Origin of the sequence: Bacteroides bouchesdurhonensis, from assembly GCF_900155865.1 — a bacterium.
GTDB classification, from domain to species: Bacteria; Bacteroidota; Bacteroidia; order Bacteroidales; family Bacteroidaceae; genus Bacteroides; species Bacteroides bouchesdurhonensis.
In genome coordinates, this window is record NZ_LT707006.1 from 601,773 (window position 1) to 616,105 (window position 14,333).

The following is a 14,333-nucleotide window of genomic DNA, read 5'->3' on the forward strand; positions in this document are numbered from 1 at the left end:
AAATATTAGAAGATTGCTTTTTATAAATTTGAAAAAATAGAGTGTATAGAATACTCTAGTATTATTTCGTAAATAATACTAGCAAAATTACTATTAAGTATGTTGGGTAATTTAAAAGTGGATAAATCTATTAGTTTATACTGAAGTGTTCTTCCTACTCCTAATTGCTATAGCGATGACTTTTTATGCAAAGTCAGTTTAGAATCAGTTTTTTATAATAAGCGGCAATGATTTATTAATGGAAATTTGTATGAGAATAATTTCTCATGTAAAAAATCTAGTGATACTTATTTATGATGGAATAATAAGATAGTAGAATATTTAAAGTTTATTTTTATAATTGATATTGACTTTTAATTAAGTCTTATTTACATATAAGTAAGATTTGCTGAACATATTTGAAAATGGATAATATTGTTAATCCTATCGAATCCTTGCTAATATGTTTTAATGAAAAGGATATGCTAATGAATGGAAACATCTCAATTATTATGAAGAATTTATTAATATAGATGTTTAGGCTAAGAAAAATGCAGGCAATATTTTAGTTCTATGATAAATCGAAACTCAATGAAAGGGATAAATACAACATGTAAGAAATGCCTTATCTATTATCTTATTTTCTCTCTTATGAATATGATTATCTTTATCTTAATATAAATAACCAAGAATTAGTGATAGATACATTATATTTATGTAGTATTCGTATATAATTATCTTTTGTGTTTTATGAGATGATAAAACTATGATTATAATATTTATACTTATATCGTGTAGTTATTTAAAGTTTCGTTTTGAATAATATTATAAAACACAAAAAAGTGTTTTTATACCGAAATATATGTTTCTAATTAATGAAAAATCGAATAAATAACTTCTATAACGCTAAAATGATTGAAATATTGTATCTTTTGATTTGTTTATTCTATTCAATTAGATTTTTCTTTGCTTCCTTTGTACTAAGGAATGTTATATAAAAAGCAATATTTATTAGGCGAAATTCTTTTGTTTTATGATAAATATATGGCAAAAACGAAAAATAAGTGATTTTTTTTTTTGATTTATGTTTTTTTGTTCTATTTTTGTAGCGACAATAGAAATGAGACTATTTGTTAACCGAATTTAAAAATACACAGAATATTATTATGAAAAAGATACAACTATCCGTAATATTCATGATTTTAGAAGTAACAAAGCTTTTAAGATATCTATTTTTGATTTATGTTTTAAATGCTGTATCCATTATATTTTTAGAGGTACACAAATTATATATGTCTTGTAAACTAAGTGGTGCTATACATTCTTTATATTTATCAATTTTAAGAATACATAATTCGCATTATGTCATGTTGGGGGGTGAATTTAAACTGAGAATAAGTATCGATAGAATTGAATGTATTTAAACGAAGTTTGATATATAGGATAAAACAGTTATTTATATTATATGCATAGTTAGACTATATACATATATTACCTAATAAATATATTTTTATTAACCTTTTTAATTATTTAATTTATGGATAAACACCTGATTGTAGCACTTATGTGCTGTTTATTTATGGTCGGCTGCAAAGACGACTTCAAAGATCCTAGCATATGGGATTTTAAACCGTGTGATCCGTCAAAGCCAATAGAGTTTACAGACTTTACCCCTAAAGAAGGAGGCGTACGTACTCGAATGTATATCATGGGCTCAAATTTTGGTACGGATGAAAGCAAAATTCATGTAACGATAGGGGGGCAAAAAACACCAGTCATCGCATGTGATGGCTCAAAAATTCATTGTATGCTTCCGGCACGTGCTTATAACGGTGATATTAAAGTTGTTATTAATGACAAAGATGGTAATGTTGTAGCAGATTATGCATTTGAAGAACGTTTTGATTACAAGTCTCAAGTAGTAGTCGGAACATTATTGAGAAATTATAATTCAGAAACTGGAGCAGCTCCGTTCCAAGATGGTGCTTTCTCTGAAGGTGCCGGAATTCCAAGGTCTGATTGGATGATGTTTGATCCTAAACCAGATAATGGAGACAAAATAATATTTACGTCTAGTTTTACGGATGGAAGTGAAGGTATCCGCATGATTAATCTGACAAAACAAGAGGTGAAGACGATTTATACGGGGTCACGATCTCCGAAAATGCAAACTTTTACTTTCTCGGCAGACGGTGATACATTGTTGATTGCTGATGATAATGGTAAGGGTAATCTAGGTGATGTCTCAATGCCTAACATCCATTATTTATTGCGTTCGGAAGGCTTTCAGAAGTTACGTCCATATTCCTATGCTTCATGTACTTATGCTGTGGCATATATGCCGGATGGTACTGTTTTCTTTACCACTTATACAGGTGGATCTATTATGAAACTTATCCGTAATAGTGGAGTTCCAGTAATAGACAGAACCTCAACTGTTTGTTTCGATTTTCTCAAGAGTGCAGGTCGCCAAATAAAAATGAAGGCACATCCGAGTGGGAAATTTGTTTATGTATTTAGCCGTTATGATGGCGGTATTTATAAAAGTGACTATGATCCTGTCACTAAAATGCTGGTAAGTCCTACACTTGTTGCCGGTTCTTCTTATGGTGGCTCTGCGGGAGATCTAAGAGAAGGAGTTGGCTCATTAGCTCGTTTCGGACTTCCTTGGTGTGGTGATTTTGTAAAAAACCCCAAATATGTGGAGGAAGGTAAAGAAGATGTTTATGATTTTTATATCGCAGATCAACTTGGACACTGTATCTGGAAGATTACTCCCGAAGGCATTGCTTCCATTGTTGCAGGACGTAGTAATTATACTGCAGACAATGCTTACAATGGATATATTGATGGAGAACCTTTACATGAAGCTCGTTTCAATAGTCCGAAATCTATAACGTATGATGAAGAGGAAGAAACATTCTATATTGGTGATACTGGAAATCGTTGTGTCCGTTATCTAAGAACTGAATAATACTATATACTATAAAAGCATATTTAATATGAAAAAAATATTTTTACTGTTTTTGTTGGTGATAGGATGTATCAGTGCTTCCTATGCACAAGAACAACAAATAGAAGTAACAGGAACCGTTACTGATGTAAACAAAGAACCTCTTATAGGTGTAAACATCACTGTAAAAAACATGCCTGGATTCGGTGTGATGACTGATATAAATGGTAAATATAAAATAAAAGTACCTGATTATTCCACATTAATTTTTTCTTATGTAGGATTCCAATCAAAAGAAGTATTGGTAAAAGATAAGAAAGTGATTGATGTTATCATGAAAGAAGATGAGAATAATGTATTGGATGAAGTTACTATTACAGGTACTGGTGCACAGAAAAAGATTACTGTAACCGGAGCTGTGACTACAGTAGATGTGTCTCAGTTGAAAACTCCCTCCTCTAGCATCACAAATGCTTTGGCTGGAAATGTACCAGGTATCTTGGCGCGTCAGACTTCCGGGCAGCCGGGTGATAATATCTCCGAGTTCTGGATCCGCGGTATTTCCACTTTTGGAGCGGGATCCAGTGCATTGGTCTTAGTAGATGGATTCGAACGTGACTTGAATGAAGTGAATGTAGAAGATATTCAAGATTTCTCGGTATTGAAAGATGCTTCTGCAACAGCTATTTATGGTTCTCGAGGTGCGAATGGTGTTGTATTAATCACTACCAAACGAGGAAAAGAGGGTAAGACAAAGGTAAACGTAAAGGTTGAAACATCTTATAGTACACGTACCAAGACCCCGGAATTTGTAGATGGTGTTACTTATGTTAATATGGTAAATGAGGCTTTTACTACACGTAGCAAACCTGCTCCTTATTCAGCTGAAGACGTTGAACTTTTTAGAAACGGACTTGATCCGGAATTATTCCCGAATGTAGATTGGATGGACCTGATTCTTAAGAAAGGTGCTCCTATCTATCGTGCTACAGTCGATTTGAGTGGCGGTGGTACTACTGCACGTTATTTCGTTTCTGCAAGTTACGTAGACGAAGGTGGTATGTATAAAACAGATGAAGGATTGAAAGAATATAATACCAATGCAAACTATCGTCGTTGGAACTATCGTATGAATATTGATTTGAATCTGACAAAAACGACTTTATTGAAAGTTGGCGTATCCGGTTCTTTGGACAAACAGAACCAGCCGGGAGGATCAGCCAGTCAAATTTGGATTTCTGCGCTCTCATACAATCCTATTGCTACTCCGGTGAAATATAAAGATGGAAAGTGGGCTGCACAGGGAACAAATAACCAAATAAACCCATGGTTCTTGGTTACCCAAATGGGATATGCAGAAAAGTGGAATAATAAAATTCAAACTACTATTAATTTAGAACAAGATTTGAAGTTTATTACTGAAGGATTGAAATTCTACGGACGATTCGGATATGATACTAATACCTATAACACTAACTCACATATTAAGTATCCTGATATGTGGAAAGCACAAAATAAACGAAATGCTGAAGGAAAGTTAGAATATGATAAGGTAGTATCTGAACAGTTGATGGTAGTTAATCCACATGCAACTGGTAACCGTAAGGAATATCTGGAAGCTGAATTACATTACAACCGTACTTTTGGTGACCATATAGTAGGTGGCGTTTTAAAATATTCACAAGATAAGACAGTAAATACCTCTGAAAACCTTGAGAAAAACGCAATTCAAGCTATTGAACGCCGTCATCAGGGATTAGCCGGACGTTTTACTTACGGATGGAAGTATCGCTATTTCTTTGATTTCAACTTTGGTTACAACGGTTCGGAGAACTTTGCAACAGGACATCAGTTCGGTTTCTTCCCGGCTTATTCCGCAGCTTGGAACATTGCAGAAGAGCCAATTATTAAAAAGATTTTACCGTGGATGAATATGTTCAAACTCCGTTATTCATACGGTAAGGTAGGTAATGACTATTTATCATCACGCTTCCCTTATTTGTCAACGTATAAAACTGAAGATAAATATGGCTATTATTACGGAGATATAGGTACTAATAGTTCTACCGGGGCCTTCTATCAAGGATTGACGTACAGTAATTTCGCTTCAACAGGTATTACTTGGGAAGTTGCAAAGAAACATGATGTCGGTGTTGATTTCTCTCTATTCAACGATAAGTTTAGTGGTACTGTAGATTACTTCCATGAACAACGTGATGGGATTTACATGAAACGTACTTATTTACCCTATAGTACCGGATTGTTGGAATATTCTCCATATGCTAATGTAGGATCTGTTTTGTCAAGAGGTTTTGATGGGAATATAGCTTATAATCAAAAACTAGGAGATGTTGCTCTTACTTTCCGTGCAAATATGACTTATAGTAAGAATGAAATCAAAGCGTATGATGAAGCTTATAGTCATTTTGACTACAAGAGAAACCAAGGTTTCCGTGTAGACCAATTAAGAGGACTAATCTCAGAAGGATTGTTTGTAGACTATGATGATATTCGCAATAGCCCAAAGCAAACATTTGGGGATGTAGCTCCAGGTGATATTAAATATAAGGATGTGAATGGTGACGGAGTAATTGATAGTAACGATGAAGTGCCTATTGGGGCTACAACTAGACCTAACTTGATCTATGGTTTCGGTTTGTCTGCTCAATGGAAAGGATTCGATTTCAACTTACATTTCCAAGGAGCTGGAAAATCTTCTTTTGTACTTTATGGTTCGGTAGCTTATCCTCTTAGTCAACAATATTGGGGTAATATCCTAACCGATGTGGTAGGCAATTACTGGTCATTGGGAGAAAATGAAAATCCGAATGCAAAATATCCTCGTCTTACTTTTGGAGGAAATAGTAACAATTACCGTACTTCTACTTATTGGATGCGTGACGGCTCTTATCTCCGTCTGAAGAATTTGGAATTAGGTTATACATTACCTACACAATGGACAAGAAGTTTATATCTAAATAAGGTACGAATCTATCTTATGGGAACTAATTTACTGACATTCTCCAGTTTCAAACTGTGGGATCCTGAAATGGGAAGCGGAACAGGAGAGAAATATCCTTTATCTAGAACCTATACAATAGGATTAACCGTTAATTTATAAAATAGAATACTATGAAGAGAAAAATATGCTTAATATTAGGAGTGGCAGTTGTTACTTGCGGACTGTTCTTCACCTCTTGTTCCGATTATTTAAATGTGGAAAAACATTTTAGAGATACACAATCGGAAGATAAAATATTCGCTGACGATACATATACATTACAATGGCTAGCTTATTGCTATTGCCGGTTGCAGGGTGATAATATAGAAGTTGGACATACTCGTTTCTGTCCCCAGAATTTTGCGGACGACCAAGTATTTAGTGAGACTTATGGACGTTATAAGGCTTATAAACTGGGAGAGATCGGATATGGTTATTCATACAGCGGTTACTACCAGAATGCTTGGAAATGGTCGTATGCAGCTATCTATCAAGCTACAGTTTTGATTAATAAAGTAGATGCTAATCAAGACTTTACTCCGGATGAGATTCTTGATGTAAAAGGGCAGGCACGTTTCTTACGAGCTTATTTTTATTGGATGTTGTTAAGAAGATATGGTCCGATTCCTTTATTACCGACTGAAGGGGTTGATTACACTAAATCTTACGATGAACTAAGTTACCCGCGTAATACATACGATGAATGTGTGGAGTTTATTGCGGAAGAAATGAAACAAGCTGCTAAGGAGTTGCCTGAAAAACGAGATAATCTGAATCTTGCCCGTCCTACTCGTGGAGCTGCTTTAGCAGTACGTGCTAAAGTCTATCTTTATGGAGCTAGTCCATTGGCTAATGGTAACACTGAAATGGCTGATTTCACAGATAAGAGTGGACGTATTTTGATTCCACAAGAATATGATGAGTCTAAATGGGCAAAAGCAGCAGCAGCGGCTAGAGATGTAATAGAGGGCGGTTGGTATAAACTTTTTACAATAAAGAAACGGGAAACCGCGGTTGCTGGTGATTATTCTTATCCAAAAACTATCGAGCCTCCGTATAATGAAAAGTACTCAGACAAACCTTTCCCAGAAGGATGGTCAGATATCGATCCATTCGACTCCTATCGTTCATTGTTTAACGGAGAGGTCTTTTTATATAATAATCCGGAAATAATATTTAGTCGTGTTGTAAATGACGGTGGAGCTGACCATGATTATTTGGTAGATTATTGTGATGTGGCAGATATGGCTAAGCATCAGATGCCGTCATCTATTGGTGGATGGAATATTCACTCAATGACAATGAAGCAATGTGATGCTTATGATATGGCAGATGGAAAACCATACGATCGTACAACCGGACTGACAGGTTTTACTGACAAAAATAACAAAGACCTCCATCCATATGATAATTTGGAAGAAGGGATTTGGTTAGGATATGCTAATCGTGAACCTCGTTTTTACGCATCTGTTGGTTATAATGGAGCAAGATGGAATTGTACAAGTGCTACTGGAACAGGATCCGAAAAGATTATAAATAAGCAAGTATGGTACTATCGGGGTGACACAGACGGGCGTTCCAATGGAACTGAGCGTTGGTTGGTTACCGGTATTGGAATTAAGAAGTATGTTCATCCATCCGACTGTGCATCATATGGTGGGTCGATTGTTGAGAAAGTAGAACCGGCTCTTCGTTATGCTGATATATTACTTTCATATGCAGAAGCATTGAATAATTTGACAACTACCTATGAAATTCCTTCTTGGGATGAAAGTACAACATATACTATTAGCCGTGATGTGGAACAAATGCGTCGTGGTGTGAAACCTGTCCGTATGCGTGCCGGAATGCCTGATTATGATGACGATGTATATGGTAATCGTGATGCATTCTTTAATAAAATCGTACATGAACGCCAAATCGAGTTCTTTGCAGAAAGCCAACGTTACTATGATGTACGCCGTTGGAAGATTGCACCGGAACATGAAGGAGGACAGATTTACGGTTGCAACGTAATGATGGATAAGACACATGCTGAGGCGTTCTATACACCAGTTCGGGTGGCTGGAGTCCAGACTGCTTTCTCTCGGAAGCAATACTTTTGGCCCATGAATTATGATGAACTGAAACGGAATAAGAATATGACCCAAGCTCCAGGATGGCAGGATTATGATTAAGCGATATAACATAAATAATGAAGTAATATGAAAAAAGTATATATTTTAGGAATCATGCTATGCGCATGTACCTTATTTAATTCATGCAACGATGAATGGAAGGAAGAGCTATATCGTGAAATGATTTCATTCAAAGCACCGATAGGTAGTAACGGAGTGCATGATATTTATGTACGCTATCAGCCTGATGGTAGCGGTGCATTTCAACTACCGGTAATTGTTAGTGGATCTCAAGATAATGGGCGGGATATTAATGTAAAAATCAGTGTAGATAATGACACGCTTGATCATTTAAATCAGGAAAAATATCTGGACCGTAGAGACTTGTGGTATAAACAGTTACCTGAACGTTTTTATTCCTTCCCAACAGAAAACGTTTGTCATATACCAGCTGGAAAGAATGTTCAGACTTATGATATTAATTTTCATTTAGAAGGTTTGGATTTGAATGAGAAATGGGTACTTCCGCTGATGATCGATGAAGATCCTTCATATGCACAAAATGTTCGTAAAGGATATTATAAGGCTTTATTAAATATTCACCTTTTTAATGATTATTCGGGTACATACTCTTCATCAGGTATGAATGTATATTTGGGAGAAAGTAATAATGACCCTGCTACAACAAGTACACGAACTGTTCGTGTAGTGGATGATAAATCAGTTTTCTTCTATGCCGGAACATGGTGGGAAGAAGACGAACATCGCGACAAATATAAAGTGGTCGTTGAATTTGGTGAAGGTACAAAGGATGAGGATGGAGTGGTTACCGGTCCACTGACAGTTAGAGCTGGTGATGCTGCTAATGAAGCTCAAATTAGTTCGTTTGGTAACTGTACATACAGAAGAAGTGTGGAAGCACATCCGACAAAACCATATATAGAATTACATACTACAGTGATGTATTTGAATTATTATTATACAGATGTCACCTCAGACCAATTTAATCCATTAGCTTACCGTGTCGTTGGTAGTATGACGATGCAACGTTCGATCAACACGCTGATACCAGACGAAGATCAGGCTATCGAATGGTAGTTTATTTTTGTACATAGTACAGTTTCATGTTTTAATAAAAAGAGGATGCTCTCGATTTTCTGTGAGCATCCTCTGATTTTTATCCAAATATTCAATATAGTAGTGATAATGTGAGGAGGAAATATAAAAGATTATACCTTCTTACGATGCGTAACTGCCCGTATAACGAACCAAATATGCCACATCACGGTGCTGAACAAACCATAATGCTTTGCCATGATATGGAAACGTTCTTTTAAAGAAGCTTTATGATTCTGGGTGGTAAGTCCCTCCTCCAAATAATCGATAACAATCACATGGGTATTGTGTAAGCTATGCGCTTTCTTCATGGCATATATGCACCAATCGAAGTCAGCAGAATAGCGGTATTTTAGATCGTATGGTTTGACTAACGTACACTTAGCAAAGAAAGCCTGATGACAGACCAACATTCCTTGTTTGAAACTTTTCCAATTTAGCTTTTCAGGAGTTGATAACCGGCGCATATGCAAGAAATGTCCCTCAGTATCTACAATTGCTGTTTCACCGTATAAGATATCAGGAAGTTCGTTTCCATTAATCGTATGTACTATTTGTTGTAAGGTGTCATCTTCATGAAAACAATCTCCAGCATTAAGGAAACACAGATAATCTCCGGTGGCAAGTGATATTCCCTTGTTCATGGCATCATACAATCCTTTGTCCGGCTCACTGATAACGGTATCTATCCGTGAACGATATTTATCAATGATAGATAAAGTGGCATCTTTAGAAGATCCGTCCACAATGATATATTCCACACGATGGTAAGTCTGCGAAATAACACTCTGAATCGTATCCTCCAATACTTTTTCGGCATTGTAGGTTACAGTGATAATCGAGAACTTAGGTGTTGGATGACCGTTATGCATACTTTCCTGTTATTTTGTTATAAATATCCGTATACTTTTTAGCTATAGCACATTCAGAATAGTTGGCTACAGCCTTCCGACAAGCTTGCTCAGAAAGTTCATCATATTCCTGGTCGGTTAGTATCCATTGAATGCCGTTAGCAAAATCTTCCGAAGACTTGTATTGTGCCAGATAACCATTGTGCAGATGATCAATCATTTCAGGAATACCACCGATATTGAATCCTACACAAGGTACGCCGCACGCCATTGCTTCCATAATCATATTGGGAAGATTTTCTTCAAGAGAAGGAGTTACGAAAATGTCTACTGCATTATATATATCAACTAGCTCATGCTCATTTTTAATGAAAGGGAGTGGATAGACATGAAAAGGGAGCAGACTCTGTAGTTCTTGTGACTGGTTACCAAATACAACTACCCCCAATGATTCTTTCCATTCCGGATGTTTCTCTGCCAATATTCTGCATGATTCAATTAGATAGTCAATCCCCTTCCGTTTATCTGTGATCTTTACGGAGCCGAACAACATTAATTTACGGTTTTGAGGCAGTCGGCATTTGTTACGGGCTTCTTCCATATTCCGAGGTTTGAACAGATTAGTATTAATCGGATTCGGAATTGATGTTACAGTCTGACCGGAGAATAATGCACTGGTTTTAGCCCTTTTCTCCAACCACTTGCTGCAAGCTACAAAAGTGATAGGAGCTATACCATATATTTTTTTCTTTTTCCGGAAAATACGGGTAGATAGATCCTTCTTTTTTCCTCCTCCACAGATAAAAGGGCAATGATGACACTCTGTTTCATAGTTCACACACTCGCGTGAATGATGACAAATACCCGTACAAGGCCACATATCGTGCATGGTCCAAACTACCGGCTTGCCGGATTTCAGTATTTCACGGATATTCTTGAGTGATAACATCCCTTGATTGATCCAATGCAAATGGATGACATCCGCTTGCTGGAATTCGGGAAGAGAAGTAATGTCTGTCCCAGTATTAGCGATATCTACAGCAAATAGATTGTTCTTCTTAAAACAATTGGCTTTCCAGATGACAACGCGTTCCCAAATGAATTTCCATACATGCAGCCAGTTACGCTTTAGTCCGACAACACTGATTTGATCAGTTTGCTTGTCACGCACTAGCATTTTTGCTTTAATCCCGTTGTTCTTTAATGACTCCATCAACCGACTGGCAGCGACAGCAGCACCACCTATTCGTTCGGAAGTATTAATAATCAGTATTCTCATGCCCTATCATTTACTATCGTGGAAAAGAAACTTTTTGCAAAAGTATGTATTTCTCGGTAAACAGCTTCTTTTTAAGCACTAAAATCTCCTTTCAATGTTCGTTTTAACCGTCGAATAGCCTTTGCCATAAAACAATTGGTACGGTGATAATAACGGGCGAAAACATCGCGCGCCTGTTGATTTTCCTCGATCGGATGCAGATGTTCTACAGGTAGCGGTTGGAGCCAAAGAGAGGACTGGTATAGATTCCCACCTCCACAATTGGTTCCACTTCCATCAAATCCGTTGTTTTGTACCAAGGAACGGCCTACATTTACAGAAAGTATATCATTTAGAAACAGACTTGCATTCCAGCGAATTGCCCAGGAATTGTTCTTCCCTTCAATTTGACGACATAACATCCGTGTGAATGGGTAATTACCGTTAAAATCGAATTTATGTGTAAGTTTTCGCTCTTTCATTTCTTTCAGTAGCACTTCTCCATCCGGATTGAAGTATTTCCAGGCTCTATCCCAAGTTGCCCAGCCCCAGCTTCCGGTAAACTTGATAAGAAAAGTATCCGGTAAAGAAGAATCATTGGTGAAATCGCAAGCTTGGATGTGTCCGACACGTGGTTCATCTTTATAAGTTTCGAGCGCATCATTCATAAACTGCAAAAAATAAGGAGCCACAATCAGATCGTCTTCCAATACGATGACACGACCAAAACGACTCACTTGTGTAGTGACTCCGTCGATGATGTTGCGGGCTAACCCCCAATTCTCACTTCGTTCGATAACAGTAACAGATGCAAAGCCTGTAATTTGACGAATGAAATTACGAGTTTCTTCCACAGCATTTTGATCGGCATCTGTTTTGGCAGCATCGGAATAGATATATAATGGACTTTCAGCTGCCAGTTCATTCTTCAATAAGGAAATAACAGCTTGCTGTGTATGAATGGGACGATTATATACAAATAGCAAAATTGGTGCTTGAATCATAACTTATTGTTTATGTATAAGTTCATTGATTATGAATCTTAATTTATTTAGAATTAATTTCTTCAATTGCTTCCTTAAGTGCTTTGAGATAGGATAAACCAAATTTTAGATCTGGTTCTATGTAATTACCTTCGGCCCATTCATTCCATGACTTGAGGAATACCAGACGTTTATCCATAGGTTTATGTACCACATTAGAGAAGGATTGAAGCACGTGTTTCTTAAACTTTTCCGGAGTAGAATGGACAAGAATATGTCCCATGCGTCCTGACCGTGGAGAATGATCCCAATTAGGGATAATAGTTGGATAACAATCCACTTCCCGGTCTTCACTGCCTGAAAAGAATTTTGCTGCTTTGGCATATTCAATGATACGTCCTTTTTTGAAAACTATACGCATAATCTTCATGTGCATCTTCTCAAATATAGAGTAATCCTGTTTAAAAAACTCAAATAGTCTGACGATATTCACAGCATCAAATCCCATATCTTTCAATGTCTGTACATCTCCGGCATTATTGGTCTGACCAATAAAGTGGATACCTTTCAATCCATTATCTTGGGCAAGTCTCTGCCACAACTGGATAAAACGTTTCGCGTCAGGAAGGTTGAAAGGTGCGTATACCATAAATACAGGTTTGCCATCCACCCGTATATAGCGATGATCCTTGAATGCGGGGAGTAAATAGTTAAAGTGAGCTATCTCATCTGTTTCACCCGGATATAACTGTTCCATCAGCATTTTATGTGTACCCTCCTTACTGAATTGTTTATCTTCCCAACTATGATTAGCCCAGGAAAGGCAGAAAGGAAAATTCGGCTGTCCGGATGTAAGTACTTCCTGAAAAGGACGTTGAAGAAGTTGGCGGCCATTGCCAAACCAATAATGCCAGTAACAAAATCCCTCTACTCCGTATTTTCTTGCCATTTCTGCTTGTTCAACGCGAGTTTCCGATACTCTCAAGTCATAGTATCCTAAATCAGCTGGAACCCGTGGCTGATAGTGTCCGCGGAATAAAGGCTTTGCTTTGCCTACGTTAGTCCACTCCGTAAATCCTTTTCCCCACCATTGATCATTTTCGGGCGTGGGATGGAATTGTGGCAAATAAAATGCAATGACACGAATTTCCTTCTCTTCCATATTCTTTATATTTTTATCCATTCATCGGGCATGACGTTTACGAGATTCTCTGTCCGGGAAAAGATCTGGGGACAGATTACTATTTTTTCCTCGTTTTTGTTCAGCCATGCACCCCACCAACTGAATGTACTATTAGCAATAATATGATGCTGGCAATGTGACATCAGACACATGTCCTGCCATGAATCAGTTTTCATATTCCAGTTCACATAAACTGTATTTTGGGGAAGGTCAAGATTCTCCTTTACCCATTGTATATCATCAGAGAAAACATAAAATCGGGCATTATCGATTTTTTCTTTGATTAGTCCGATAGCTTTCCGATAATAAGTTGTGTTGCAGATATCGAAATATTGTGGGTTCTTCAGATAATCTCCCCGACGTACATGAATAGATATACTGTTAGTCCCTGTTTGCGAGAGTTCTTCCAATAGGTTGGCAGATTTTGGAGATAGCTTCTGTAAGTCAAATGAAAAGCACTTTTGTATCTCTTCTTTTATTGGTAAAAACCACTTCTCAGACATCCATCCTCCCCAAAATACTTTGTATTTTCTATTCCAAATATAGGATTGTGCACCTTGATAAGGTATTTCGGGCTTCTCCATACATAACCCTATATGAAGTATATAAAGAAGCTTTAACGTATATCTCCCGAATATACCTGTGAAAGTCTGTTTTTTGCTTAGATAATATAACTTTCTGTACATCCTCATCATAATCCGGTCATGCTTCTTTTCGGATAGAGGAAGCGAGAATATCCTGTCTATCTCCAATCCGTTATGATCGCACCGTCTGGCAAACAGATAAGTTGTTATTCTGGCTTTCGGATAGATCCTTTTCAATGCCAGATAAAATGCATAATCGAACATCTGGTTTCCCAATCCATTCTGTATGGCAACAATCTGTTTCATAA

The 14,333-nt window shown here is 37.0% G+C and carries 9 protein-coding genes; 4 read left to right on the forward strand and 5 right to left on the reverse strand.

All coding sequences use genetic code 11. The features are described 5' to 3' along the window. The first annotated feature begins 1,516 nt into the window (after window positions 1–1,516). The 4 genes from CZ225_RS02315 to CZ225_RS02330 are packed head-to-tail and all read left to right on the forward strand — an operon-like array spanning window position 1,517 to window position 9,148. Window positions 1,517–2,953 carry an IPT/TIG domain-containing protein gene (locus CZ225_RS02315; RefSeq protein ID WP_077152831.1) on the forward strand — a complete coding sequence of 479 codons (1,437 nt, stop codon included), beginning with the start codon at window positions 1,517–1,519 and terminating at the stop codon, window positions 2,951–2,953. Window positions 2,954–2,981: 28 nt separating this feature from the next. Beyond that, window positions 2,982–6,053, forward strand: coding sequence for a SusC/RagA family TonB-linked outer membrane protein (locus CZ225_RS02320; protein ID WP_077152832.1), 3,072 nt, complete (start codon window positions 2,982–2,984; stop codon window positions 6,051–6,053). Between the two features lie 11 nt (window positions 6,054–6,064). Continuing rightward, window positions 6,065–8,110 (forward strand): RagB/SusD family nutrient uptake outer membrane protein, encoded by a 2,046-nt coding sequence (locus CZ225_RS02325; RefSeq protein WP_077152833.1) that lies wholly within the window; start codon window positions 6,065–6,067, stop codon window positions 8,108–8,110. 27 nt (window positions 8,111–8,137) lie between these two features. After that, window positions 8,138–9,148, forward strand: a complete 1,011-nt coding sequence (locus CZ225_RS02330; protein WP_077152834.1) for a DUF4973 domain-containing protein — start codon at window positions 8,138–8,140, stop codon at window positions 9,146–9,148. A 131-nt stretch (window positions 9,149–9,279) separates the two neighbouring features. On the opposite strand, the gene CZ225_RS02335 is transcribed toward CZ225_RS02330, so the two are convergent. From CZ225_RS02335 to CZ225_RS02355, 5 genes are all read right to left on the reverse strand, one after another. After that, entirely contained in the window at window positions 9,280–10,038 is a 759-nt protein-coding gene (locus tag CZ225_RS02335) for a glycosyltransferase family 2 protein (RefSeq protein WP_077152835.1), read from the reverse strand. Beyond that, window positions 10,031–11,296 (reverse strand): glycosyltransferase family 4 protein, encoded by a 1,266-nt coding sequence (locus CZ225_RS02340; RefSeq protein WP_077152836.1) that lies wholly within the window; start codon window positions 11,294–11,296, stop codon window positions 10,031–10,033. Before CZ225_RS02340 ends, CZ225_RS02335 begins: the two co-directional genes overlap by 8 nt. 71 nt (window positions 11,297–11,367) lie before the next feature. Further along, window positions 11,368–12,279, reverse strand: a complete 912-nt coding sequence (locus CZ225_RS02345) for a glycosyltransferase family protein (protein WP_077152837.1) — start codon at window positions 12,277–12,279, stop codon at window positions 11,368–11,370. A gap of 43 nt (window positions 12,280–12,322) precedes the next feature. Continuing rightward, entirely contained in the window at window positions 12,323–13,420 is a 1,098-nt protein-coding gene (locus tag CZ225_RS02350; RefSeq protein WP_234982981.1) for a glycosyltransferase WbsX family protein, read from the reverse strand. A gap of 5 nt (window positions 13,421–13,425) precedes the next feature. Next, entirely contained in the window at window positions 13,426–14,331 is a 906-nt protein-coding gene (locus CZ225_RS02355; RefSeq protein WP_077152839.1) for an alpha-1,2-fucosyltransferase, read from the reverse strand. Window positions 14,332–14,333: the final 2 nt, after the last annotated feature.

Excerpts from the sequence above, each read along its gene's own strand:
- CZ225_RS02315 (WP_077152831.1), top strand. The coding sequence starts at position 1,517 with ATGGATAAACACCTGATTGTAGCACTTATGTGCTGTTTATTTATGGTC.
- CZ225_RS02320 (WP_077152832.1), top strand. The coding sequence starts at position 2,982 with ATGAAAAAAATATTTTTACTGTTTTTGTTGGTGATAGGATGTATCAGT.
- CZ225_RS02325 (WP_077152833.1), top strand. The coding sequence starts at position 6,065 with ATGAAGAGAAAAATATGCTTAATATTAGGAGTGGCAGTTGTTACTTGC.
- CZ225_RS02330 (WP_077152834.1), top strand. The coding sequence starts at position 8,138 with ATGAAAAAAGTATATATTTTAGGAATCATGCTATGCGCATGTACCTTA.
- CZ225_RS02335 (WP_077152835.1), bottom strand. The coding sequence starts at position 10,038 with ATGCATAACGGTCATCCAACACCTAAGTTCTCGATTATCACTGTAACC.
- CZ225_RS02340 (WP_077152836.1), bottom strand. The coding sequence starts at position 11,296 with ATGAGAATACTGATTATTAATACTTCCGAACGAATAGGTGGTGCTGCT.
- CZ225_RS02345 (WP_077152837.1), bottom strand. The coding sequence starts at position 12,279 with ATGATTCAAGCACCAATTTTGCTATTTGTATATAATCGTCCCATTCAT.
- CZ225_RS02350 (WP_234982981.1), bottom strand. The coding sequence starts at position 13,420 with ATGGAAGAGAAGGAAATTCGTGTCATTGCATTTTATTTGCCACAATTC.
- CZ225_RS02355 (WP_077152839.1), bottom strand. The coding sequence starts at position 14,331 with ATGAAACAGATTGTTGCCATACAGAATGGATTGGGAAACCAGATGTTC.